Source organism: Pseudoalteromonas sp. Z9A4 (assembly GCF_011378845.1).
Lineage (GTDB): Bacteria > Pseudomonadota > Gammaproteobacteria > Enterobacterales > Alteromonadaceae > Pseudoalteromonas > Pseudoalteromonas arctica.
The window spans coordinates 271615-296824 of record NZ_WTLA01000001.1; the positions used below are offsets into that span (position 1 = coordinate 271615).

A 25210-nucleotide genomic window follows, 5' to 3' on the forward strand; every position below is an offset into this window, starting at 1 on the left:
TCTATTATATAACGCTTCTAAAATTCACTATATTGTTAACAGTTAATTGTTTTATATCGTCGCGTGTGTAATTATCTTGTGTAGTTTTAACGCTTTTTAGCTATCAATTATTGCTCAAAAGTACACATTTAAACACGCACAATAGTAGGCCAACATGTTTCTCAATCCTTATAGTGTAAAATTAGCATCCTCGTTTTTTTGTTTATCGGTACTTGCAGGGTGTCACAATGCGAAAGCTTCAGATCAAAATTCAACTAAAGGAGCCACTCCATTAAAAAAAGAGCATATAATTTTTGATTTTGAACAGGATAATTACAGCCAATATATAAATACAATTAATGGCTTTAGTACATTAATAAAGGAAGGTGGAAACCATAAACTAGCGGTTACATTAAAATCTAAATCTAATGTAGAAAGTGACTTTGAATTTATAAACCCAAAAGGATGGGATTGGCAAGCAACAGGAAACTTTGCCCTTGCACTTGATATACAAAACCCTGATGAGGCTTCTACTTACCTATACATAAAGACAATAGACAAGTCGGGACAATTTCAAACTCGAAGTGTTGTTGTGCCAGCAAAGTCTCAAAATACGTATTACATAGAATTAAAAGGCGCAAATTTAAATGTTAATTCAGGTATTCGCTCAAACCCACCAAGTTGGAAAAGCAGTTATACGCCAATAATCTATAGAGGCGGACAAAAAAATATCGACGTTAGCAGCATTGTAAAAATATCATTTGGAGTAAAAGGGCTACTTGACGATAAACGAATTTTAATAGACAACTTACGCCTTATAAAGCCAACTAATTTTGATACTAACTATCTAAAAGGGTTAGTTGATAAATTTGGGCAAAATGCAAAATTAGACTTTACCAATAAAGTATCTTCAACAGAGCAGCTACAAGTTATTTCTCAAAAAGAGCAAATTAACTTACAAAACTCACCAATGAAAGGACGTTCTAAATATAGTGGCTGGAAAAACGGCCCACAATTAAAGGCAACGGGATATTTTAGAACTGAAAAATACAAAGGGAAATGGAGTTTAGTCGACCCAGAAGGTTATCTGTTTTTTTCAACCGGCATTGATAACGTTCGTATGGCAAATACTTCAACTATTACCGGTTACGATTTTGACCAAAGCTATATTAAGCAGCGCGAAGCTAATGATTTAACACCAGAGGATTCATTAGGATTAAATTCAGCTCCAAAAACTGCGTGGTCAACACGTTATAAAAGCTCAACACTAAGATCTGATATGTTTAATTGGCTACCCGAGCAAAATAACCCTTTAGCAGATAATTACGGCTACAGACGCGAAGTTCACAGTGGTGCAATTAAAAAAGGTGAAACGTTTAGCTTTTATCGCGCTAATTTAGAGCGAAAATATCAAACCCATAACAACAACGACTTAATGAAACAGTGGCAAAATACCACTGTAAAACGCATGCTTTCATGGGGCTTTACTTCTTTTGGTAATTGGATAGAAGAAGACTATTACCATACTAACCAATTACCTTACTTTGCTAATGCGTGGATCATTGGTAATTTCAAAACGGTAAGCAGTGGTAACGACTACTGGAGCCCATTACCTGACCCATTTGATCCATTATTCGTTGAGCGCGCTGATGTAACGCTTGCAAAAGTAGCCCAGCAAGTTAAAAACAGTCCTTGGTGTGTTGGTGTATTTATTGATAACGAAAAAAGCTGGGGCATGATGAATTCTGACGCCTCACGTTATGGTATTGCTATTAATACACTTAAAAATAACGCCCAAAATAGCCCGACTAAAGCACAATTTGTTACCTTAATGAAAAATAAGTACAGCCAAATTAGCAAACTTAATAAAGCATGGAATACACGTATTGCCTCATGGGATGAGTTTGCTGCAGGCGTCGCACTCACGCAGTTTAACGAGCAAACTAATATCGATTTATCAGCGATGTTATTTCATTATGCTAATCAGTATTTTGCAGTGGTTGACGCGGCTATAGCTAAACACCTTCCAAATCAGCTGAATATGGGAGCACGTTTTGCTGACTGGGGTATGACGCCTGAAATAAGAGCCGCCGCTGCCGCGCATGTAGATGTGATGAGCTACAACTATTACCGAGAGGGATTAAATGAAGATTTTTGGGCATTTTTATCTGATATAGACATGCCAAGCATTATAGGTGAATTTCATAATGGTGCGCTTGATTCTGGGCTATTAAACCCAGGCCTTATACACACTCAATCTCAGCAAGAGCGTGGTACTAAATACAAAAAATATATGAATAGCGTTATAGATAACCCATATTTTGTTGGTGCGCATTGGTTTCAATACATAGACTCTCCACTAACTGGGCGAGCATACGATGGTGAAAACTACAATGTAGGCTTTGTAAATGTAACGGACATTCCTTACAAACCGCTTGTAGATGCAGCTAAAAGCGTGAATAAATCGTTGTATGAACGCAGGTATAATAATGCAAAAAATTAAATATATACTAAGCGCTGTGTGTGTTTTCTGTTTGGGTGTATCTGCTAAGCAAAGTAACACACTTTTATTCGAGCAAGGCCCCTACAAAATATTTAATGAGCAAGCGCTTGAAGTGCTTAACTTAAATAGCCATGTTAAAACCCTCGCTTCGGGTTATGACTGGCTAGAGGGGCCGGTTTGGGTTAATCAAGGAGGATATTTATTATATTCTGATATACCTAATCATCAGGTTTATAAATATACACCAGGTAAAGGTGCAAGTTTGTACTTAGCGCATAGTGGCTATTCAAATGGTTTAATTGTAAATAAACAAAATGAGCTTGTGCTTTTGCAATCGCGCTCACGTGTTATATCAAAAATGAAGACGCCATTAAGCACGCCTAAACCACAATACCTACAAATTGTAAGTCATTATAATGGACAAAAGTTTAACAGCCCAAACGATGGCGTTTTTAACGACCAAGGCATGCTTTATTTTAGTGATCCACCCTATGGTTTACCTAATCAATTAGATGATGAAGGCAAAGAGCTTAAGTTTCAGGGGGTATATTCACTTAAAAATACAGGGGAACTTACCTTATTGGATCGTGATCTTATTTATCCTAATGGGGTCGCATTATCAGCTGATAATAAAACCTTATATGTGGCGGCATCTAATGCTAATAAACCTGCGTGGTATCAGTATGATTTAAATGACAGCGGTGCAGTGATAAGTAAATCTTTATTTTATGAATTACCACCAGCAATTAAGCATGACCAAGGCTTACCAGATGGTTTAAAGGTACATAAAAGTGGGATTATATTTGCTACAGGTCCCAATGGGTTATGGTTATTTAATAAAAATGCTGAGCTACTAGCTCAAATTGAAATGCCAAATATTAGTGCTAATCTAACGTTTAACCAATCACAAAACCGCGTTTATATAACAGCGCATACACAGCTATTGGCACTTGATTTAAAATAGTCTTGTTATTCTATTGTTAAATTAAAGCCCCTATAAGCACGCTTGATAGGGGCTATTTACTCTTTGTTGCCTACATGAATGAAGGTAAGGGGCGTGAGCAGGACGCGGAAGCTTTGCTCGGTTTTTACTTAGCCCACTAGGTTACAAATCTCACGCTGCGATTAAATAGCCTCGAGTTTGAACAAATTTTAATTCTCAAAGATAAACAGACCTTCGGATAATTTCGCTTAATTAAACAGATAACCTTTACAACAACAAATACCTGTTGTAAATTGTTAACAATGAACAGTGTCATGTTAACTAATTCGGTGGCTTAATGAAAGTATCATCACAAACAATCAAAAGTGTAAAAGTCGAGTATTACCAAATTCCGCTAGCAGAAGTGTTAAGTGATGCAAAGCATGGCGATCACACTCACTTTGAAGTTATTACAGTGCATATTATGACTCACGACGGGTATGAAGGGATGGGATATACCTACACTGGCGGCAAAGGTGGTCGCGCAATTTATTCACTCCTTAACGATGAAATAAAGCCCGGTCTAATTGGACAAAATTCTATGTCTATCATGGCAATTTGGGACAAATTGCAGTGGGATCTTCATTATGTTGGCCGAGGTGGACTACTTAGCTTTGCGATTTCAGCAGTTGATATAGCGCTGTGGGATATTAAGTGTAAGCGCTTAAATGCACCATTATGGCAAGTTGCGGGTGGTAGCAGTGACCAAACAAAATGCTATGCAGGCGGAATAGATTTAAACTTTAGCCAAGAAAAACTGCTTAGTAATATAGATGGTTATTTAAATCGTGGCTTTAATGCAGTAAAAATTAAAGTCGGTAAACCCAACTTTAAAGAAGATATAGAACGTGTAGCCGCAGTAAGAGAGCTAATAGGTAAAGATAAAATACTTATGGTAGATGCCAATTACTCAATGACTGTTGAGCAAGCTATTCGTTTTGCTAAATCAATTGAAAAATACGACATAACCTGGTTTGAAGAACCGACTATACCTGATGATTACAAAGGCTTTGCTCGCATAGCACAAGCGACTTCAATACCGCTTGCAATGGGTGAAAATTTGCATACATTGCACGAATTTGGCTATGCGATTAGTCAAGCTAAATTAGGTTTTTTACAACCAGATGCATCAAATATTGGTGGCATAACAGGGTGGTTACATGTAGCGAGTATGGCATATACCCATAATTTACCTATTTGTAGCCATGGCATGCATGAACTACATGTATCACTGTTGGCATCTCAGCCTCACGCTGGTTTTTTAGAAGTTCATTCATTCCCTATAGATGAATATACAACACGTCCTTTAAAGCTTGAAAATGGGCAAGCGTGCGCGCCAGATATAATTGGGACGGGTGTAGAATTTGACCCTCAACTAATGAGAACACATTTAATTAAACAGTCGTAACTAGAAAAATTAGTAATAAAAGAAAAGAGTTGTTGTGTGTCCACAAATTCAGTGTAGAAATTATTTATCAAGGAATGAATGATAATCTCTTTGTCATAAGTTTTAATTTATGAGTACTGATTTTGTGGACGCTTTTATAAAGGTAAATAGTTATTGCCATTGCAAATATTGATTGTTTTACACAAACCCAAATTGCTAAGTCTGCTGTAAACCCGATGGTTGTAATTAACGCCGAGAATAGTTTTATTTCAATGCTTTAAATTAATTAGTTAAGGGCTCTCACAACCCCACCAAAGCCAGCTTAAATTGCTGGCTTTTTTTATATTTTAAAAATAGCAATAAAGAGCATCAAATTACCATTTTTAAGCCAAATCCGTGTATTTGTATCATTAAGTTGTGATTAAAATGGTGTATCAAAAATAGATTAATAATAGAAATTAGGTTTCATTATGACGTCAAAAGTAACTGGTATTAGCGAGTTTCCCGATGCGTTTGCACAGCAACGAAGAGTAACAGGAATGGGTCAAATGGATGACCAAAACGATCCTGTAAATATGATCTTAGGCTTAAAAGATGTACGAAAAGCAGCGCATAATTGTGCTGTTTTTCAATCGGGTGCTAAACCTGGACGTATTGTAATTCCATCAGAAGTGGCAATACGTGAAACACGCCAAATTCCATTTGAAGTAGACCCGCCTGAGCACTGCGGTTTTCGTGAACTATTAAACCCTTGGTTTAAACGCCCATTAGATGAATGTTACCAAGCGCGTTTACAAACCATTATTGATGAAACCATTGAAAACGCCTTTAAAGCAGAGTCGTTTGATGTGGTGTCACAATTTGCTTTACCACTTCAATCTAAAGCGTTAACGCTTTTACTTAATACCTCAATGGATAAAGCACAAACATGGATAGATTGGGGTACTCATGTATTTAGAAGTGAAGGCAGTGACCTTGATGGCGATAAAGCCAATATTCTATACAACTACATTGATGAGCAAATAGAAAACGCCATTTTAAACCCTGGTGATGATTTATATTCAGTGCTTTTAAATTCAGAGGCGAACGGTAAAAAGCTGAGTAAAGAAGAAATAAAAGGTGTGATGATCCTCACCTTTGCAGGGGGGCGCGACACCGTTATAAACGCGATCACAAACTCTATTGCCTACTTTAGCGAAAACATCAGCGATTTAAAGCGTATTGATGATCAGCCTGAAATATTAAACAGGGCCGTAGAAGAACTAATTCGCTATTTTTCGCCGCTTACGCAAATGGGCCGTGTCGCTACGCAAGACACAAGCGTATGTGAGCACGCTATAAAAGCCGACACACGAGTTTCGTTATGTTGGGCGTCGGCTAATCGCGATGAAAAGGTATTCAAAGATCCCAACAATGTCGACTTCGATCGAAAAGTTAACCCGCATATTAGTTTTGGTTTTAGCCATCACAATTGTTTGGGCGCAACGCATGCCCGCCAAATTCTACGTCAACTAGTGTTATCACTTGCTAATAAAGTTGCTCAAATAGAGACAATAAAAGCAGATGAAAATATTGAAAAACTCGGTGAGTTTTCAAGAAAGGTAGGCTTTAACAGTCTGCACGTTAGCTTTAAATCAAAATAAAAACACCGTAGAAAATAGTTAAATAAATACAGTAACAAGTAAAAGTAGAGGATTAATACGATGGCGAAAGTAATATTTATAACCAAAAAAAACGATGCAGTTGAAGTTGAAGGCGATAGTGGTTCATTAATGGAGCTTGCAACCGCTAATGGTGTTAGCGGTATTGATGGCGACTGCGGCGGTGTTTGCTCATGCGCAACATGTCATATTTATGTAGCTCCAAATGATTTTGAAAAAATAGGTCAACCAGAGGAAATAGAAAGCGACATGTTAGAGCTTGACGACAACGTTACACAGTATAGCCGTTTATGCTGTCAAATTGAGGTTACTGAGGCTATTGATGGCATGACCTTTGTAGTCGCTAACTAATAAAATAGGCATCATTATGCAAAACACACAATTAGAATCAAACAGGCTGCAGCAAAGTGTTGTAATTATTGGTGCAAGCCATGGCGGCGTTAACTTTGCATTTAACTTACGCCAGCAAGGTTGGCTGGGTAAAATTACATTACTCGATAGCGATCCTGAACTGCCATATCACAGGCCACCGCTGTCTAAAAAAACGCTGCAATCGTTAGAGGTAAAATCAATACCTTTAAAGGTGCAAAAATCCTACACAGATAGCCATATAGATTTATGTTTAGGTGAGCGTGTTACTGCAATTAATAAAGATAACAAAATAGTTACTCTTGAAAATAATAAGCATCTAGCATTTGATAAATTAGTAATCGCAACCGGTTGCTCAGCTTTTATTCCTCCAATTACAGGCCTTAGTGAAACTGTAGATGAATATGGCACCTCTCAATATTTCGCAATGCGAACACATAGTGATGCCGTAGCAATAAAAAAAGCGCTAAGTGCAAGCACTAACAAAGAAGTGGTGATTATTGGTGGAGGTTATATCGGCCTTGAATCGGCGTCATCCTTTATTGCACTTGGCGCTAAAGTAACGGTTATCGAAAAACAAGAAAAAATACTATCGCGAGTCACATCATCTGCTATGTCTAACTTTTTAACTGATTTACACAAAACGAAGGGGGTAGACCTGCAAACAGCAAAAGATATTGTACAAATTAAGCACACAAACAATAAACATTATGTGCAATGTAGTGATGGCAGTGAGTATCCCGCCGATTTTATTTTAATTGGCGTAGGTGTAAGGCTAAATACACAACTTGCAACAGATGCTGAGCTGGTGGTTGAGCAAGGCATAAAAGTAAATGACGTATGCCAAACATCACACCCTGATATCTACTCAATTGGTGATTGCACTATTCATTTTAATAAAATTTATAATCGTTGGATCAGACTTGAGTCGATACAAAACGCAGTTGACCAAGCTAAAGTTGCTGCGCAGTTTTTAGCTAAAAATAATACGTCAGCTCCTGCACTCCCTTGGTTTTGGTCAGATCAATACGAATATAAATTACAAATAGTAGGTTTATCACAAGGCTATAACGAGATTATTAAGCGCCAAGAAGCTCCCGGTCAATTTTCACTTTGGTACTTTAATAACGACACACTGCTTTGTGTGGAAGCTGTTAATTATGCAAAGGCCTATGTACTTGGCACACAGGCTATTAAGCAAGGTTTAAAGGTAAACAAACAGGTATTGAACAATTTGACTATAGCACTTGCAAAACCTCAGTTATTTCAGGCGTAACTGCTGTCGATACTGATGCGGAGTCACTTTAAAGTGATGTTTAAACTGCTTAATAAAATACGACGGGCTAGAAAAGCTTAAATCGTAAGATATATCAGTCACCGAAACATTACTTTGCCCGAGTAACCGTGCGGCATTATATAACTTGTGCTGAATCAGGTAGTCGGAATAAGGCACTCTAAAGTGCTTTTTAAATACCCTTGAAAAATACGAAGGTGATAAATGGCAAAGGGCTGCGGCTTGCTCAAGTGACAGGTTAAGGCCGTTATTTGTTTTAAGCTCATTAATTACCGGAGCAAGCTTTTTAAAACTTGCTGAGCTACTTAATGACGTTTGCTGCTTAGATAAACTGCTTTTACCATATTCGCACACCATAGTGATTAAGCTATCAAACAGTTGAGCACAGGTTTTACTTTTAGGATTTTCGTTAAATTCGCTAAGCATCCAAGCGAGCAACTTATGAATCCTTTTTTGTATTTCAATGCTAAAGCTTAAATGCAAACCAGTTTTTAGTAATTCTATAAATTCTTGTAAGGCCTGATTATTAAGGCGTTCAGGCATAAATTGCACAATATACCAAGATTTAGGGCGCGGATTTAAAGCAAAGTCGTGGGTTTCCATAGCGGGTGTAAAAACGGCCTCAAAATCAGAAAGAATCGATTCACCTTGATGATAAAAATAAGTGCCGTCAATTTGTTCAAAAAATATAAATTCATGCACCTGATGAAAGTGCATAAAACATGAATAGCTATCGTGCTGAAGATAACTTACATGATGAATTTCGAAATCGTAACCGTCTTTTATACAAAACGGTTCACAGTAAATTGTCGGTTGCTTCATAACATAATACTTATATTTAGAGACTTAGGAGTCTACATGTACAAGGCAAAAGCTGCAATTGCAGATGGAAAAGGCGGTTTTTTCTTCGATACCGTTAATGTCGGAAAACCAAGTGCTGGCGAAGTAAAAATTAAAATAAAAGCCTCAGGTATTTGTCATACTGATTGGGATTCAATTAAAACGTGGAATAAAAAATTTATCATTGGTCATGAAGGCGCAGGAACCGTTGTTGAGTTGGGCGAAGGTATAACGGAATTTACTATCGGCGATAAAGTAATACTAAATTGGGCAATTCCGTGTGGTGAGTGTTTCCAGTGCCAAGAGGGTAATTTACACATTTGTGAAGTAAATAGCCCCGTAACTGGCAATGGTTTATGCGGACACGCAGGTAAACAAGCGTGTGAGCATAATGGCAATAGCTTAGAGCGCTCATTTCATTTAGGTACGATGAGCGAATACACCGTCGTTAAGGCTGCTGCAGTTATAAAAATACACAGTGACATTCCTTTTCCAAGTGCAAGTATTGTTGGTTGCGGCGTAATGACCGGTTACGGATCAGTAGTTAATGCAGCTAAAGTAAAAGCAGGTTCTTCAGTGGCCGTATTAGGCTGTGGAGGCGTAGGACTAAATGCAATACAAGGGGCTGCAATTTCAGGCGCCGCTAAAATAATAGCAATTGATTTGTCACCGGAGCGATTAACACAAGCTAAAGCATTTGGTGCTACACATACCGTACTTGCTAAAAAGTATGACCCTGATTTAGTTCACATGATAAACGAAGTTAAAGCGCTAACAAATAGTCGCGGAGCCGATTATGCCTTTGAGTGTACAGCAGTGCCGGCACTTGGTTCAGCGCCATTAGCATTAATACGCAGCGCGGGAGTTGCGGTACAAGTGAGTGGCATTGAGCAAAAAATAGATTTTGATTGCGAACTATTTGAGTGGGATAAAATTTATATAAATCCGCTCTACGGGCAATGTAATCCTAAGCGCGACTTTGCTCAAATACTAGACCTTTATGACGCAAAAAAGCTCAAGCTCGATGAGCTAGTCACAAAAACTTACTCGTTAGATGAGTTACAAACAGGCTTTGACGACATGCTAGCAGGGCGTATCGCTAAAGGTGTCGTCGTGTTTGATGATTAAAGGAGTATAAAATGGCAATTCATCGTTTAGAAATATCAAATAGCAGCTACACCGCTGATAACTTTGTAACGCTAACCGCGTATAGCAGCCACTTAAAAGGGCGAGGTGATATAAGCATTTACCAAGAAGCAACCAGTAATAAAAATGTACCTATAATTGTATTACTGCATGGTGTGTATGGTAGCCACTGGGTGTGGAGCCAGCTAGGGGGCGTACATAAAGTGTATCAGCAGCTTCGTAGCAGTGGCCTTAACGAGTTTGTATTAGTGATGCCATCAGATGGCGCGCACGCCGAGGGCAGCGGGTATTTGCCACTTAAAAATGCAGATTATGAAGCATGGATAGTTGATGATGTGATTAGCGCTGTTATTCAAACTCAACCAATGTGCTCGAGCTCATCAAATATTTATATTACGGGCCTTTCAATGGGAGGGTATGGAGCATTATGTTTAGGTGCAAAGCATCCAACTATTTTTAGCGGTATATCAGCGCATTCATCAATTACTGAGCTTGACGACTTTAATCACTTTGTTGATGAACACACTCTAAAGCCACTAAAAAAAACCACTGATAAGTACAAAGGCGACGTGTTTAAAACATTGAGCGCGAATAAAAAGACATTACCGCCACTGCGATTTGATTGCGGAAAAGACGATGTACTTTTTAGTGCTAATACTGCGCTTGCAAAAAAGCTAGTTGATGAAAATGTTCCTCATACGTTCGATATTTTTGCAGGCACCCATTGCTGGGAGTATTGGCACGAACATGTAGCTAAAACTATGATCTTTTTTGCTCAATTAGAAAGCAAAACTCACACAATTAAAATAAGGAAATAACCCATGAAAGTCATTAGCTCACTTTTAATTGCATTTGCATGTACTGCATCAAGCAATTTAGTCGCACAGCCAGAAGTATCCGTAAATTTAAACGTAAAGCGAAGTATTGACGGCCTATCAACCTTTGATAGAAGCAAATATATTGTTATGCACTCGATGCTAACAACAACCGATTGGAAGGGGGAAGAAGATAAGCTCGACTACTTACTTAACGACCTTGATGTGTACTTTGGTCGTGATAACGGTTCTATGCCGTATTACGCGACTCAAGTTGAGCAAAACCCAAATAATCTAGGGTACGCAAGCCCTGAGAGTATCGCTGCTTATGGCAAAACTGCTCGCGAAGATTATTATGGTAAAACGTTGTCGAAGCTTCATAAATACGACAATAGAGCCCATGTAATGATAGGCGGGCAAATTAATCAGTTTTGGATTGGTAATCATAAAGGCAAAGGCGAATGGAGCTTTGCTAATACCGATGCCGTGGGTCAATACATGGGACATTTTGTAAATGAATTTTATCGAAATGACAACCAAGGACCGAACAAAGGCCCAGCACGCCCACAATACCTTGAAATACTTAATGAGCCACTTTACGAACTTGTTGATGTACATCACGGTAAGCCTATCGATACATTTATTTTTCATAACGAAGTAGCCCAAGGCATACGAAAAGTTAATACAAGTATTAAGATTGGTGGGTACACCACTGCCTTTCCATGGTTTGACGATAACAATTTCAATCGTTGGGATGAGCGAATGAAGCTATTTTTAGATACCAGCGGTGAATACATGGATTATTTTTCGATTCACCTTTATGACTTTGGCTACTTAAACCGCGATAAAGGCGTTGCTAACTTTAAAGGAGCCCGTATAGAAGCCACTATGGATATGATGGAGCAATACGAAAAGCTTAAACTAGGTAAGGTAAAACCTTTCATGATTTCGGAATACGGCGGGCGTGACCATAAAACAGAAGCAACGCCATGGACTGCAATAAATGACTGGCAAACTATGAAATCGTTTAGCCCTATGATGATGCAATTTATGGCTAAACCGAATCTCATACTTAAAGCCATTCCATTTAGTTTAGCAAAAGCAGAGTGGAGTGGTAATGAGGGACGCGATTATGCTTGGCGCTTACTACGCCACAATGACGAAAAAACAGGTGAAACAGGCGATGAATATGTATTCACCGACATTATTAAATTTTATCAATTGTGGTCAGATGTAAATGGCACTCGCGTTTATACTGACTCAAGTGAAGCAGACTTATTAGTTGATAGCTACGTAAACAATAACAAAGCATATGTAATTATCAGTAATTTAGAAACAAGTGCTAATAGCGCCTTGCTAAATTTAACAGAGCTACCAAGCAATCCGATTAATAACATTAAAATTAAGCACTTGCACTTTGCTAATGGTGAGCCAACACTTACAACAACATCACAAAATATTGGTGTAAAAAATGAGTTACCAAAAAGCATTAACATAGGCGCAGAAGCCACAGTAATTATTGAATATACGTTCAGCGACAATATAAAAATTATTGCTGAGTCTGACGAGCATAAATACTATGCAACAACCTACAAACAGGCAATTAAAGCCAATACAGCGCTTAAATTTAACATTAACGATGTAAAAATAAGTGAATATGGTAAAGGTATATTGCGTTTAAGTTTTGGTAGAGAGCATGATTTAGCTCAACAACCTATCGTTAAAGTAAATGACACTTTAGTTACTGTACCAACCGATTATGCCGGTGATGAGCAAGTATTTCGCCCACAAGTATTTAGTATGCTAGAAATCGAAGTACCAAACGAGCTGTTAAAAACCAATAATACAATATTAGTTACATATCCTGATGATGGCGGATTTGTTAGCAGCGTGACGCTCCAAGCGTTTGAGTACAGTGATGATATTTAATTTAAAAAACTAACTATTTGTTATGATATAAAAAGCAAGGTCACTAATTATTAGTGGCCTTAGTTGTTATTCGTCCGCTTTTTAAATTCATAGACAATCTTTAATTATCACAGAAGTCTTATTAAATTTTAAAAATAGATGGCATAATTCGTATGCATTAGTGATTGATCTTTATGTGTATTATATTTACTTGTGCTATTGGCCGAAAAGAAAACAGATGCCTTAATGGTTGGCGGAAGCTTATTTTATGTTTATCCCGCACTACTTGTTTATGGGGTACCAATATCAATTTTATTAAAAAAATTTAATGTTTTTAATTTACCTATGGTTCTTTTAGCGAGTGTAACTCCATTTATTATAATTATTCCAATGGGATGGAATGAGCCTATAATACCCTTATTTGTAATTTGCTTTGGCTCTATTGTTGTGGCTATAGGTTGTTGGTATACACGTTTACTCTTATTTAAAAATAAAAAAATAACCAATAACCTGTTGCAGTTTAAAAGAGAGTTACCGACTATCAATCATAAGTATATCTAGTTTATGTTGAGCCCTGGTTTGATTTTTTATGTCGATAGGTTCAATCATTTCGCATTCGTCTCTGATCATTTCAGGAATGAGGCTTGGGTAGTGGCGACAGTCCTCTGGGCGGTCGAGGTAAATACTGCAGGTATACATATTTTTAGCGAGAGGATCTTTTTTAGGCGCAATTTCTAAAAATGGGCACACTTGAAGTCTTAAGCCTGTTTTTGGGTCAAACCAAATTTCGTTGTTTTTAACGTATTCATAAATTTCGGGGTTAAAGAGCTCCCATAAATCTATTTCCTCTTTCGTTGCGCTTAAATCGCCGCCGCCATATTTAATACAGCATTTACCACACTGGTTGCATTCTTTCATAATTTGCTAATTTGGTTGGCTGTTAACGAGTTTAAGTTAGTTATTAGTGTAGCACCAAATTTATTATTAACGCTCTACTGAATTTACCCATCCTTTAATTTTTGGGTGTGTAAACAATAGTTAGATACAATAACTTAAGTTAAAACCCTTTGTTACATTTTATATAGTACAGGCTTTATTTAATGGTTTACTCTAAAGGTAGCGAAAAATATTACAAACCCCGCTTGAGCAACTGTGTGATTGTTAAATGTTGCTGAGCGCAGATACCTAAGCAGGGCGTTATTATGAAGGAGGCTGTCACTAAGTTAAAAACAGAATTTAATGCAAAGCTATTGTATTGGAACAATCTTAAAAGTAGCAAAGCCAAAGCGGCAATCATCCTATTATTTTTAGTTGTCATTGCACTTAAAGTCTTTACGACCATTTTTACGTTGGATTGGGTTGCAAGTTTATTCAGCGTGTAAGTTTACCAAGAGTAATTGCGATAAAGTTTAATCTCAGAGTGTTTAACGCCTACGCGATGTTCATTATTAATGTATTATTACGCTATACACCAAATTAAATAAATCAGTTGTTTAAATACGTTTTATAATGACTGTAATGATACATTTTAGCTAAATTGAGTGAGTAAATGAGTTTAGCTGCATTAAAGGATAACCAGTGATGATGAATACAAAAGTATATAAAGCGGTACATGATCTAGCAGAAGATTTAATGGCGGCGGCTAACAAAAATAACCGTGAAAAGTTTGAGTCGTTATTTGCTCAATTAAAAGCTATTTGTATTGAAAACGAAAACACCTCAAAAGATCACCCTGTACAATGGGAAACTTTAGCTGATTTTACCGAAGAGTTAGAAGAGGCAATTACTACTTACGAAAAAGCATTAGAAAAGTCGATTGCGATTAATAACAAAGATCACATGTCGTCGGTTTCTTTTTCAATGGCTACATTACAGCTTGAGCTTGGTCAAAAAGACGAGGCCATTAAAAATCTTCAAAATGCTAAAGTTAGCGCTAATAAAATTGAAGACAAAGAGCTTAAAGCTGAAATACATGACCTACTAGAGTCACTTATTGAAGAAGAAGGTTAAGCTGATTTAGTGAGTATTATTTAACGTTTTATTTAGCTTTATATTTAACAAGAAAGCGCTGGTGGGTTATTTCATACCTTCAGCGCTTTTTTGTATTACAAAGTAAATTAGTTTTGTTTGTTTTTAATCGCTAATTTATCCATAAAGTCCACAATGTACTTTGCTATTTCAACTGGTTTTTCTTCAACACTAAAGTGCCCAGAATCGAGTAAATGCAGTTCTGCGTTTGGTACATCTTTTAAATACGCTTTAGCGCCTGCAGCTATAAATGCTGGATCGTTTTTACCCCATACAATTAATGTAGGTGGCTGATGCTCTCTTAAATATGCTTGCCATTTGGGGTAGTCGAGTAGGTTGTTGTAGTAATCTTGTAGTAGCTGTACTTGAATTGATCGATCAGTTTTAGTTTGTAAAAAATGAAGGTCGTGAGTCCAGCTATCAGGGTTCATTATTTGAGTATTATTTTGCACATCGCGTAAGTACTGTTTATTAGTAATGGCTTGCTCTGAAGTAAATGAATACAGCTTAGCTTGTTGTGCTTTGGATTTATCTTGATTAGCTGTTTTAAAAAATGTTTGCCTTGCAGGAGTTAAACCTTCTAAATATGCATTACCATTTTGCACGATTAATGCCTCGAGTTTATTTGGGTTACTTAACAGCATTCTAAAGCCTACAGGTGCTCCAAAATCTTGAATGTAGAGGCTGTAGCGCTTTACTTTAAGCGTTGTCAGTAGTCCTTCAACATATCTAGCCAGTAACTCAAATGTATATTTTTGATCCCCAAGGTTTGGGCGGTCGCTATAACCTGAGCCTAAATAATCAGGTGCTATCACATGATAACGCCCAGATAAAAGCGGAATAAGCTCACGGTAGCTATGTGATGACGACGGATAACCATGTAAAAGTACAATTGTTTGCTCATGTTGCTTGCCTGCTTCTCGATAAAATATTTTTTTACCATTTACGTTTGCATATTTGTAAGTGGTTTTTGAAGGCCATACAGCATCTGTGGCGTACACTTTGGCGGTAAGTGTAGACATAGATACTAATAAAAACACAATAAATGAGGCGATGTGAGCAGGTCTTATTTTAAGATTGTTTTGTATATCTGGGTGCATAACTAAACTCGTTAATGTTTTGGTAATACTGCTTTATTAACAAATTAGACCAGCCATCTTAATAATTACATTCATTAAAACTTCCAATTTACTTAAATGTCTAAGTATAAAATATAATAATTGTTAACAGTTTAACCTCTAAAATATCAATTCGAATTTGTCGTAAAAAAATATATTCTTAAAAACTAAGTGCATATATAAAAATTTAATTCTTGTACTTATTTCATGCCGATAAATTAAAAAGTATTTAGTAACATATGCTTACGGTTGTTTTTTGTCGTGTGTGTTATAAGTGACTATTATTTGTAACTATAAATGTTGTGTTCATGTTGTTCATTTAAACTTTAAATTCACGTGCCTATTTATGGTACTAAGGTGTGAAATTTGAACAAATCATTAATTTATTGTTGCATACAGTTAATTGTTAACATTATATTGATTGTGAATTCGATGCCTTTACACAAAGGATTAATTTTCACACCAAGATAGGTAACAAAAAATGAAAAAAAGCTCATTGTATTGCGCGATTTCGAGCGCGCTATTACTTTCAAGCGTTTTTAATGCACACGCTGGCACTGTTATTAAACAAACGTCTTCACAAATGTGTTTTAGAACCGCTGATAATGCAGTAAATGGTACTCAAGTAGTATTAAACAATAACTGTAGCGGTGATGCAGCAGGGTTTAGCTGGACATCTGGTGGGAGTATAAAGCACGTTAAGTCGGGTTTATGCGTCCACCCTGGCGGCTTAGCAAACCCCGTCGATGGACAGCAACTTGTTTTGTGGTCGGGTTGTGACTTTGATAACCGAGTGAAGTTTACTAAAACGTCGGCTAATGCTATTAAGCATGTATCAGGAGGTAAATGTGTTCAACCAACTAACACATCAGACGGTAGTAATTTAGTTGTTAAATCGCAGTGTGGTGCAAATCAAAGTAAGTTTGTTGTTGAGCAACAAATAAATAGCGGTGCAAACGTTAGTAACGATACAGTCAAGGTACAGTTTAATATTGATACTAAGCATGCGGTGGGTCAGTTTGATAGTTTTGATCGTCGTAAGTTTATTACATTACATTCATCAAATACCGAAAGTGACTGGTTTGGAAATAATGCTCAAAGTTTAAATGCGCCTAATGCTGATCCTAATTTAATGACGAACTTTTTAGAAAATTATGATGTATATTTTGGCCGCGATACCGGCAGCATGAAATATCAATTAACACAGTTACCAGAAGATTCGGCTAAACCAGGTTATGTAAGTGCGGTAACGGCTACAACTAATGGTGGCGGTGTTAAATGGAATTACTCCAATATTACCACAGATGAAGCTAAAGCAATGCGAAAGCATGAAGGGCGTAACAGTGATTTAATTGTCGCAGCACAGCAGCACCCTTATTACCCAGATGGTACTAAAATTGGTAACCAAAACTGGTCTTTTTCGCAAACTGATACTGCCGGCGAACCACTAGGCACCGCGCTTGGTGATTATATGGCGCAGTTTTTACAAAAGTACTTTAAAGCTGGCGCATCAGATACTCTAGGTCAAAAGCGCCCAACATACCTTGAAGTTATGAACGAGCCACTATTTGAACTACACGACTTTCCTCATAAAGGTTATGACAAAGAAAGTCTATATGACATCTTTAGGCTACATAACTCAGTTGCAGATGTAGTTCATAATAATTCAGCATTGAACGATGTAAAAGTAGGCGGTTTTACAGTGGCATTTCCTGATTATGAAAAAGGGGCAAACTATTTTGATAATTGGAAGCAACGCGACAAGGCATTTCTAGATATTGCAGGAGATAAAATGGATTTTATTTCGATGCACTTATACGATTTTCCAAACTTTCCAGGCGGCCCTGGTGGTCAACATCAAGAGCAATACCGTAAAGGTAGTAACATGGAAGCGACTCTTGATATGGTTGAGCAATACATGGCTTATAAATGGGGGAGTATTAAACCAATAGTCATTTCGGAATATGGATCGCAACTGCAAGGGTCTTTTGGCACTAAATGGACACCGCAACGTGATTGGCTATGTTTAAAAGCAATGAGCTCTATGCTTATGAGCTTTATGGAAAGGCCTAACCGTATTGATAAAGCCATACCGTTTATTCCATTAAAAGCAGAGTGGGGCCGTATAAGCGATACCATTCCGTATTACTGGCGTTTACTACGTCAAGCTAAAGAGGGAGAAGGTGAAACCGGCGAGCAGTGGGTTTACACCGAAATGGTTAAGTTTTACCAGCTTTGGTCAGATATTAAAGGGACGCGAATCGATAGCTGGGCGAGTGATTTGGATATACAAGCAGATGCTTATGTTGATGGCAAAGATGTTTATTTGGTATTAAACAGCCTTGAAAATTCACCAACCAATATTGATTTAAGTGTTTTAGGCGATGGTTCTAATAGCGTTACTGGCGTAAACATTAAGCATTTACATCCTGATGCTCAAGGTAAACCAGTCCTTGATGATAACGATAGTACAGTATTACCTGATTTAGTTAATTTGGGCACAGAGTCAACGATGATCATTAAAATTAGTCATCAAAGTAATGTGATAATTAATAATATTAATCAAGAAACTAAGCACTACGCAAGTGCTGTGGTTAAAGATATTGTTGCTAACTCAACTCAGTTTTTTACAATTAATAACGTTGATAAAGGAACTAATGGCGAGGCAGTATTACGCTTAGGTGTTGGTCGTCCTCATGGTAAGTCGCTTACACCTACGGTTACTGTTAATGGTAATAAAGTCGCTGTACCTACTGATTTTAGAGGGTACGACCAGGTTAATGGAGGGTTAGGACGCGAACGTTTCTTTGGTGTACTTGAAATACCGGTACCTTATAGCGACCTTGCAAAAACGAATAGTATTGAAGTGACATTTCCAGACACTGGCGGCGCTGTTAGTTCACTTACATTACAAAACTTTAAAATGAGTAAAAGCATTACTCGCTAAAAACGTGTAATAAAGGTTTAGTAATAAACAAACTGCGGGTTTATCTATATGATAGCTTCGCAGTTTTTTATTTGTATCGCTACAACTGCCTAACACAATACAAATAAACTAATACTAAATATGCGAGGAATGGCTTTAGGTGTATTTTTGCTGTTAAGCCTGTGAGTTTTATGCTTTATAATGAGTACAAGGTACTCATTATTAAAAATAAACACTATTCTCAGAGCGTTAAACTTAGCATGGTTGTTTTATTAATTTAATTGGGTATGTTTTAGAGGAGTTCCACTGGCCTACATATAAGTTGTCGTCTTGATCTACGCAAATACAATGCACGTGATTAAAAATGTCCCCGTTACTTTGCATCGGCTGTAGTTCACCATTTTTGTACTGGGGTTGCGGTGCTCCTAAATTAGCTATGAGCGTGTTATTTTTATCAAATATACTAATAAAGCCAGAGTCGTCAGCATTTTTATTGTCAATATGCGACCAGCAAACAGGTGCATAAAATAGTTCGCCTTTGAACACGGGACCGCCAATATATGCCCCATTAGCGCTAATTCTATCAAGGTACTTACCATCAAACGAAAATACTTTTAAACATTGCTCAAAACGAGAGCTTACTATTAATATGGGATTTGATGGATCGCGTAAGTCTACTTCAATACCGTGGGTGTTGTGTAAATTGTAATTTTCGTCATCATTATGGTGACCGCCCCAATGGTTTATATAGCGGCCTTGTTTATCATAATGCAGTAAAAAGTCGCTGCCATAACCATCGGTTACATATAAGTCCCCATTGGGGGCAATGGCAATATCAGTAGGACGAAAAGGTTGCTCGGGTTTATAAGCACCGCACGTTTGTGGGTGGCCAATACTGTAAATCAGTTTGCCATCTAAGGTCATTTTGGAAATAAAGCCAGCCTGTGGAATGACATTGTTAGTAGGGCTATCCCATTGCTCTGTGCTGTGACCATCCCAGTGGCGATTAACAATCCAGCCACTATCTACAATGTATAAAAATTCTTGCTCGCCTTCTTTTACAATTTTTATAGCGTGTCCACCAGGAAAAGAGCTTCCAAAAGCGTCAAGTAATTCACCGTTTTGGCTATACACTAAAATATTATTAGTCGTGTTATCGGTGATCATAAATATTCTCCCTTGTGAGTCCATCACCATCGCATGACAATTTTCTATAGGGTATTTATTGGGGTTTAACTTCCCCCAGTGGGCGTCTATTTTGTATTTAAATTGACCCTGGCCAATTATTTTCCCGTGCGGGTCTTCGTCATTTTTAGGAGTAGCGTGAGGTATAAGGTGTTTTTGCTCTGAGGTTAACATACAGAATTTTCCATATAAAAAAACCAGCTTATGCATTGGGCTATAATGCATAAGCTGGTTTAGGCTAGAAGGTTACTTTAAGTGCGTTCTTTTGCTTTAAAATTTAAAATAGCATCATCGTTAACGCGATTTAAAGGATAATAAACAGCTTCGTTTTCTTTAAATGGTTGGTTGCTAATCGCATTGTAAGCACTGATCATTGACCAACGAGGTTCTGCAGCACGGTTTTGATTTGATTTATGCAGTAAATTACAGTGGAAAAACAGTACATCACCTGGTTCAAGTTCTACATTGATAAGTTCATGGTACTTCATTGCTTCTTCTACAAACTCTAAACAGGCGCCTTTTTGGTCACCCGTTTTACTGTGATCCAATCGTCCCAAATGATGTGAGCCTTTAAGTACTTGCAAGCAACCATTTTCTTGCGTCGCTTTATTAATGGCGACCATACAGCTAATTGATTTTGGATAAAGCATGTAGTTATCACGATGCCAGTAGCCAAAATCTTGGTGCCATTCCCAGGCACCACCTACAAATGGTTCTTTCATCATAATTTTAGTGCTGGTGTGGTACACCTCTTCGCCAATAAGTGTTTCGCATACTTCAATTAAGCGACGACCGCGAGAAAACATACTGTATAAATCGTCGCCTGTTTTTTGCCATAAACAGACTTTACTTACAGCGCCGTCGGCGTCTTTTTTGTCCCATGCTCGCTCATAGAGTGTATCGTCATTAAAAGCAGTTTGTTGTAATAGCTCAATTTCATCAGCGCTGTAGTAATTTTTGACAATAATATAACCATCACGATGAAAATCAGCTATTTGTTGTGGTGTTAAATAAGTGTGTGACATAAATATATTTCCATTTTCTCTTACAGTTGTATATTGTTAACAATGATTGCTCGGTTAAGCATTTAGGTCAAGCGTAATTTATATAAAAATATAGAATTCATATATGAATGAATTTTGTTTTATTAAGTTATTGATTTTAAATTATTATTGAAAATTTCAAGCTAAAAAAAAGTTTTAAATTTATATATAAACAAACGTATTGTTTATCAATTTTAAAAGGCATAAATAAGTACAAATGAACGATAAATCAAAAACTAAATATGCAGTTCCTGCTTTAGATAAGGGGTTGGATATATTAGAATTTTTAGCAAAAAATAAAAGGCCTTGTACACAAAGTGAGATAGCGGCTGGTATTTTAAAAACACCTAACGAAGTCTATAGAGTACTTATTGGGCTTGAAAAACGCGGTTATCTAATTCGCTCTGAAACCTCTGGTCGATATCATTTGTCATTAAAGTTGTATAATTTATCGCGAAGTATTTCACCAATGGATAATGTACTAAAATCGGCCTTGCCACATATGGAAGATCTAGCTGTAAATATTGAACAGTCATGTCATCTAAGTATGCTTTATCAAAGCCAAGCTATGGTGGTAGTGCAAGCGCGTAGCAAAAGCCCTATGCATTTGAGTATTGCAGAGGGGGCTTTATTTCCACTTAGTAGCTCAAGCGCTGGTAAACTGCTTTTAGCCAACAGTAATGACGAAGTGCGGCAAATGCTTATCGAACACGATGAAATTTACAGTGCTAGTAAAGACGTCTATAAAGCATTATTAAATGAGCTAAACACAATCAAAGTGCAAGGGCACATAATGCAAAGCAATCCACTTATCGCCGGAGTACACGATTTTAGTGTCTTAATTGGCAGGCCTAATGCAAATTTAATAGCTGCATTGACCATTTCTTCTTTTGACTCAACCCTAAACACTCACGCTAATAAACACAGTGTAATTAGCGAGCTTAAAAATACCGCCCAAAAAATAACCTCATTATTAGAGCGCTAATACCAACTAGCGCTTTTGTAGGGAGCAACCCGCTCAACAGTCATGCATAAGTCTCAGTACTTTACTGCTTGCTTACAATGTCGAATAAAAAACCAACGCTAACTGTAAAATAAATGGTCAATTTGTTTGACTTAATTAGCTAAACTAATTTATTGTAAAGTTAATTGTTAACAATATTATGATGACAATAATCATCCCGTAAATAATCCGTCAACGATTACACGTAATAAACACAATATTTAGGTGCAAAAATGACTAACACACAATTTAAATTAAATGCGATTTGCGCAGCAATGCTGATAACGTCTCCTGTAAGTTATGCCGCACAGGAAAACGAGACAACTGTACAAAGTGATGTTGAAGTTATCCAAGTAACAGGTATCAGAAGCGCATTAAGTAAATCTGCTTCAATAAAGCAAGATTCATCAGGCGTAGTTGATGCTATATCAGCAGAGGACATTGGTAAGTTACCTGATACTAACTTAGCTGAATCGCTGCAACGTATAAGTGGTGTATCAATCGACCGTGCAAACAATGAAGGCAACCAAGTTAGTGTCCGTGGTTTTGGTCCAGGTTTTAACCTTGTCACCTTAAATGGTCGTCAAATGCCTAACTCCTCTGTATTGCAAGAGGCGGGTGTTTCACGCAGCTTTAACTTTAGAGAAATAGCGGCTGAAAGTGTGTCGGGCGTAGCCGTTTATAAAACGGGCAAAGCGAATGTGGCCTCAGGCGGTATTGGCGCAACGATTAATATAAATACAGCAAAACCATTTGATTTTGACGGTTTTAAAGCATTTGCAAATGCAAAGGCAATTAAAGACACCAGTTCAGAGAAATCAAACGTAACACCAGAAATTTCGGGAATGGTTAGCCAAACATTCGCTGATGATATGTTTGGTGTTTTACTTGCCCTGTCGCATTCAGAGCGAGAAAGTGGCCGAGAGCGCGTAGGCACATCGCAAGGTTGGGTGCGTAACCGAGCAAATGCTGCAGGTGTTGATAGCAGTGCAATTGATACAACAGCTAATCCAACGGGTACTTATTGGGTACCTTGGACGCCAGAAATGGAGCGCTTTGAAACTAAGCGAGAACGCCAAAATGCGCAGTTGGTTTTACAGTACGCTCCTAGTGACAACTTAACGGCTACCCTTGATTACACTTTATCGCGCTTTGAAGAAACTAGTAACACAAATAAAATGGCATTTTGGTTCGATAATCCAACCGGTACAACTGATGCCAACGGTACGTTAGTTGATATTAAAAATGCAAATGATGAGTTAAATTTTTGGGCGTGGGAACTTTACGAAAAAAAAGAAAATGATTCACTAGGCCTTAACTTAGCGTGGCAAGCCAGCGATTCATTGAAACTTACGTTTGACGCTCATAACTCTACATCGCACTCAAACCCTGATGGAGATACTGCCGAAACGATTGCTAACTTAAAAAATGTACCTGGTTCTGTTAAATCAATTGGTGCTAACTTTTCGGGTGATATTCCGAGTATTACTGTCGATGACTCTACATTGCCAGGCGGTGCATACGATCCTGCTAATATCGTATCTGATTTATATCAGCGCCGTGGCTATGAAATGAAAAATACCATTAAGCAGTATCATGCAAGTGGACAATGGGAGAATTTGAAGAGTGGGGCACTCAGCGCTATTAATTTTGGTGTAATGTATACCGATTACCAAATTGATACTTATCTTTCTGAGCAGTTTTCATTTGTCGATATTCCCCTAGACAACCTAGGGCTAACCTTTGATGAACAAGGTGACTTTGCTGATGAGTTTTCAGGTTCGGATCAGCTATTTCCATTTATTCCACGTTACAGTGCCAACGATTTTGTAGATATTGTCAGAGATGAAGGATTATTTATTGAGCCAAATATTTCTACAAATGGGGTTGAGGAGCAAACGCTCGCGATATATGTATCATTTGATCTTAAAACCGAATTTAACGATATTCCAATTGATATGAATGTCGGTGTGCGCTACGAAGACACCGATGTAACAGGTTATTCAGTCAAGCCTGGGGTTGTTGCTTTTAACTATCGTCATGCTGAAGAACTTCGCCCTGTATTTGCTGCAACAGCAACACCGCAGGAGCTTGAAGGTGGTTATACACGTATATTACCAAACTTTGATATAAGCGCCGACTTAGATGACGGCTTTAAAACTCGTTTTTCATATAGTCGTACATTAGCCCGTGCAGGTATTGGTGGTATGTTCCCATCAACTACCATTAATGCCCGTCCTGAAGGACCGTTTAATGCATCGCAAGGTAACCCTAACTTATTGCCAATTACATCAGATAACTTTGATTTTTCAGTTGAGTGGTATGGAGACGACGGAAGCTATGCATCGGTTGGTTACTTTAAAAAGTTTGTTGAAAACTTCATTGGTGCAGGCGTAGTGCAAGGTACGCTAAATGATGTAAATGGCGAGCCGTTACGCGATCCAAGTGTTAACCCCCGCCCTGGTTGTCCTGATAGTTCAGATACACCTAACCCAGCATGTTTAAGCCAAGCGTCAGACCCGATTGTTAAATTTGATATTGCAACGCCAGATAATCTTCAAAATCGTGAAGTAGATGGTTGGGAATTAAATGCGCAGTACATGGTGCCTGATACAGGCTTTGGCGTCGTTGCTAATTATACGATAGTTAATAGCGATGAATCGTTTAAACCGTATGATTTTGACCAAACAATTGCACTAGCAGGACTAAGCGACTCAGGTAATTTGGTCGGCTTTTACGAAAACGATGATTACCAAGTTCGTTTAGCCTATAACTGGCGCGATGATTTCTTACTGTCTTTGGGAACTGAGCCTACATTTACAGAGGCGTACGGTCAGCTAGATTTTAGTTTTAATTACACCATTAACGACACCTTGGGTGTTAGCTTTGATGCACTTAATTTAACTAATGAAACAACACGCCGCCATGGTCGTTTTGCAGAGCAATTAGTATCTGCTGAGCAATATGGTCCGCGCTTTAGCATTGGCTTAAGTGCTAAATGGTAAATGATAAGTTAGTTTTTG

Annotated in this window: 20 protein-coding genes; 15 read left to right on the forward strand and 5 right to left on the reverse strand. The window is 37.7% G+C overall.

The window, feature by feature from the left end:
• Nucleotides 1-154 precede the first annotated feature (154 nt).
• The 6 genes from GQR54_RS01165 to GQR54_RS01190 all read left to right on the forward strand — a co-directional run bounded on the left by GQR54_RS01165 (nt 155) and on the right by GQR54_RS01190 (nt 8157).
• Nucleotides 155-2482, forward strand: coding sequence for a beta-galactosidase (locus GQR54_RS01165; protein WP_166376289.1), 2328 nt, complete (start codon nt 155-157; stop codon nt 2480-2482).
• A complete protein-coding gene (locus tag GQR54_RS01170) occupies nt 2469-3446 on the forward strand; it encodes an SMP-30/gluconolactonase/LRE family protein (RefSeq protein ID WP_165741465.1) in 978 nt (325 codons plus the stop codon). Before GQR54_RS01165 ends, GQR54_RS01170 begins: the two co-directional genes overlap by 14 nt.
• Before the next feature lie 316 nt (nt 3447-3762).
• The gene (locus GQR54_RS01175; RefSeq protein WP_165741463.1) at nt 3763-4872 is read left to right on the forward strand and encodes a mandelate racemase/muconate lactonizing enzyme family protein; all 1110 of its coding nucleotides are present in this window, start codon (nt 3763-3765) and stop codon (nt 4870-4872) included.
• A gap of 449 nt (nt 4873-5321) precedes the next feature.
• Nucleotides 5322-6494: a cytochrome P450 gene (locus GQR54_RS01180; RefSeq protein WP_166376290.1), complete on the forward strand. Its 1173-nt coding sequence runs from the start codon at nt 5322-5324 to the stop codon at nt 6492-6494.
• Between the two features lie 60 nt (nt 6495-6554).
• Nucleotides 6555-6863: a 2Fe-2S iron-sulfur cluster-binding protein gene (locus GQR54_RS01185; protein WP_166376291.1), complete on the forward strand. Its 309-nt coding sequence runs from the start codon at nt 6555-6557 to the stop codon at nt 6861-6863.
• Nucleotides 6864-6879: 16 nt separating this feature from the next.
• Nucleotides 6880-8157: an FAD-dependent oxidoreductase gene (locus GQR54_RS01190; RefSeq protein WP_166376292.1), complete on the forward strand. Its 1278-nt coding sequence runs from the start codon at nt 6880-6882 to the stop codon at nt 8155-8157.
• Here GQR54_RS01190 and GQR54_RS01195 read toward each other — a convergent pair.
• Nucleotides 8143-8892, reverse strand: a complete 750-nt coding sequence (locus GQR54_RS01195; RefSeq protein ID WP_166376351.1) for an AraC family transcriptional regulator — start codon at nt 8890-8892, stop codon at nt 8143-8145. The genes GQR54_RS01190 and GQR54_RS01195 overlap by 15 nt on opposite strands.
• 141 nt (nt 8893-9033) lie before the next feature.
• Here GQR54_RS01195 and GQR54_RS01200 point away from each other — a divergent pair, with 141 nt between their 5' ends.
• The 4 genes from GQR54_RS01200 to GQR54_RS01215 all read left to right on the forward strand — a co-directional run bounded on the left by GQR54_RS01200 (nt 9034) and on the right by GQR54_RS01215 (nt 13445).
• Complete coding sequence (locus tag GQR54_RS01200; protein WP_007586186.1) at nt 9034-10143, forward strand: Zn-dependent alcohol dehydrogenase; 1110 nt, start codon at nt 9034-9036, stop codon at nt 10141-10143.
• Between the two features lie 11 nt (nt 10144-10154).
• Complete coding sequence (locus GQR54_RS01205) at nt 10155-10979, forward strand: alpha/beta hydrolase-fold protein (RefSeq protein ID WP_166376293.1); 825 nt, start codon at nt 10155-10157, stop codon at nt 10977-10979.
• A 3-nt stretch (nt 10980-10982) separates the two neighbouring features.
• A complete protein-coding gene (locus GQR54_RS01210) occupies nt 10983-12905 on the forward strand; it encodes a beta-agarase (protein ID WP_166376294.1) in 1923 nt (640 codons plus the stop codon).
• 225 nt (nt 12906-13130) lie between these two features.
• Nucleotides 13131-13445 (forward strand): hypothetical protein, encoded by a 315-nt coding sequence (locus GQR54_RS01215; protein WP_165727321.1) that lies wholly within the window; start codon nt 13131-13133, stop codon nt 13443-13445.
• Here GQR54_RS01215 and GQR54_RS01220 read toward each other — a convergent pair.
• Complete coding sequence (locus GQR54_RS01220) at nt 13416-13802, reverse strand: YkgJ family cysteine cluster protein (RefSeq protein ID WP_007586180.1); 387 nt, start codon at nt 13800-13802, stop codon at nt 13416-13418. The genes GQR54_RS01215 and GQR54_RS01220 overlap by 30 nt on opposite strands.
• Nucleotides 13803-14086: 284 nt before the next feature.
• Between GQR54_RS01220 and GQR54_RS01225 the strand changes: the two genes are divergently transcribed.
• The gene (locus GQR54_RS01225) at nt 14087-14266 is read left to right on the forward strand and encodes a hypothetical protein (protein ID WP_024592379.1); all 180 of its coding nucleotides are present in this window, start codon (nt 14087-14089) and stop codon (nt 14264-14266) included.
• Nucleotides 14267-14465: 199 nt separating this feature from the next.
• Entirely contained in the window at nt 14466-14894 is a 429-nt protein-coding gene (locus GQR54_RS01230; RefSeq protein WP_007586178.1) for a hypothetical protein, read from the forward strand.
• Between the two features lie 107 nt (nt 14895-15001).
• Here GQR54_RS01230 and GQR54_RS01235 read toward each other — a convergent pair whose 3' ends face one another.
• A complete protein-coding gene (locus GQR54_RS01235) occupies nt 15002-16012 on the reverse strand; it encodes an alpha/beta hydrolase (protein ID WP_166376295.1) in 1011 nt (336 codons plus the stop codon).
• 499 nt (nt 16013-16511) lie between these two features.
• Here GQR54_RS01235 and GQR54_RS01240 point away from each other — a divergent pair, with 499 nt between their 5' ends.
• Complete coding sequence (locus GQR54_RS01240) at nt 16512-18977, forward strand: ricin-type beta-trefoil lectin domain protein (RefSeq protein ID WP_166376296.1); 2466 nt, start codon at nt 16512-16514, stop codon at nt 18975-18977.
• A 234-nt stretch (nt 18978-19211) separates the two neighbouring features.
• Here the strand turns inward: GQR54_RS01240 and GQR54_RS01245 are convergent, their stop codons facing one another.
• Both GQR54_RS01245 and GQR54_RS01250 read right to left on the reverse strand, forming a co-directional pair.
• Nucleotides 19212-20315 carry a 6-bladed beta-propeller gene (locus tag GQR54_RS01245; protein ID WP_166376297.1) on the reverse strand — a complete coding sequence of 368 codons (1104 nt, stop codon included), beginning with the start codon at nt 20313-20315 and terminating at the stop codon, nt 19212-19214.
• A 77-nt stretch (nt 20316-20392) separates the two neighbouring features.
• A complete protein-coding gene (locus tag GQR54_RS01250) occupies nt 20393-21166 on the reverse strand; it encodes a phytanoyl-CoA dioxygenase family protein (RefSeq protein WP_007378079.1) in 774 nt (257 codons plus the stop codon).
• 235 nt (nt 21167-21401) lie between these two features.
• On the opposite strand from GQR54_RS01250, the gene GQR54_RS01255 reads away from it, so the two are divergent.
• A complete protein-coding gene (locus GQR54_RS01255) occupies nt 21402-22169 on the forward strand; it encodes an IclR family transcriptional regulator (RefSeq protein WP_166376298.1) in 768 nt (255 codons plus the stop codon).
• 251 nt (nt 22170-22420) lie between these two features.
• The gene (locus tag GQR54_RS01260) at nt 22421-25192 is read left to right on the forward strand and encodes a TonB-dependent receptor (RefSeq protein ID WP_166376299.1); all 2772 of its coding nucleotides are present in this window, start codon (nt 22421-22423) and stop codon (nt 25190-25192) included.
• Nucleotides 25193-25210: the final 18 nt, after the last annotated feature.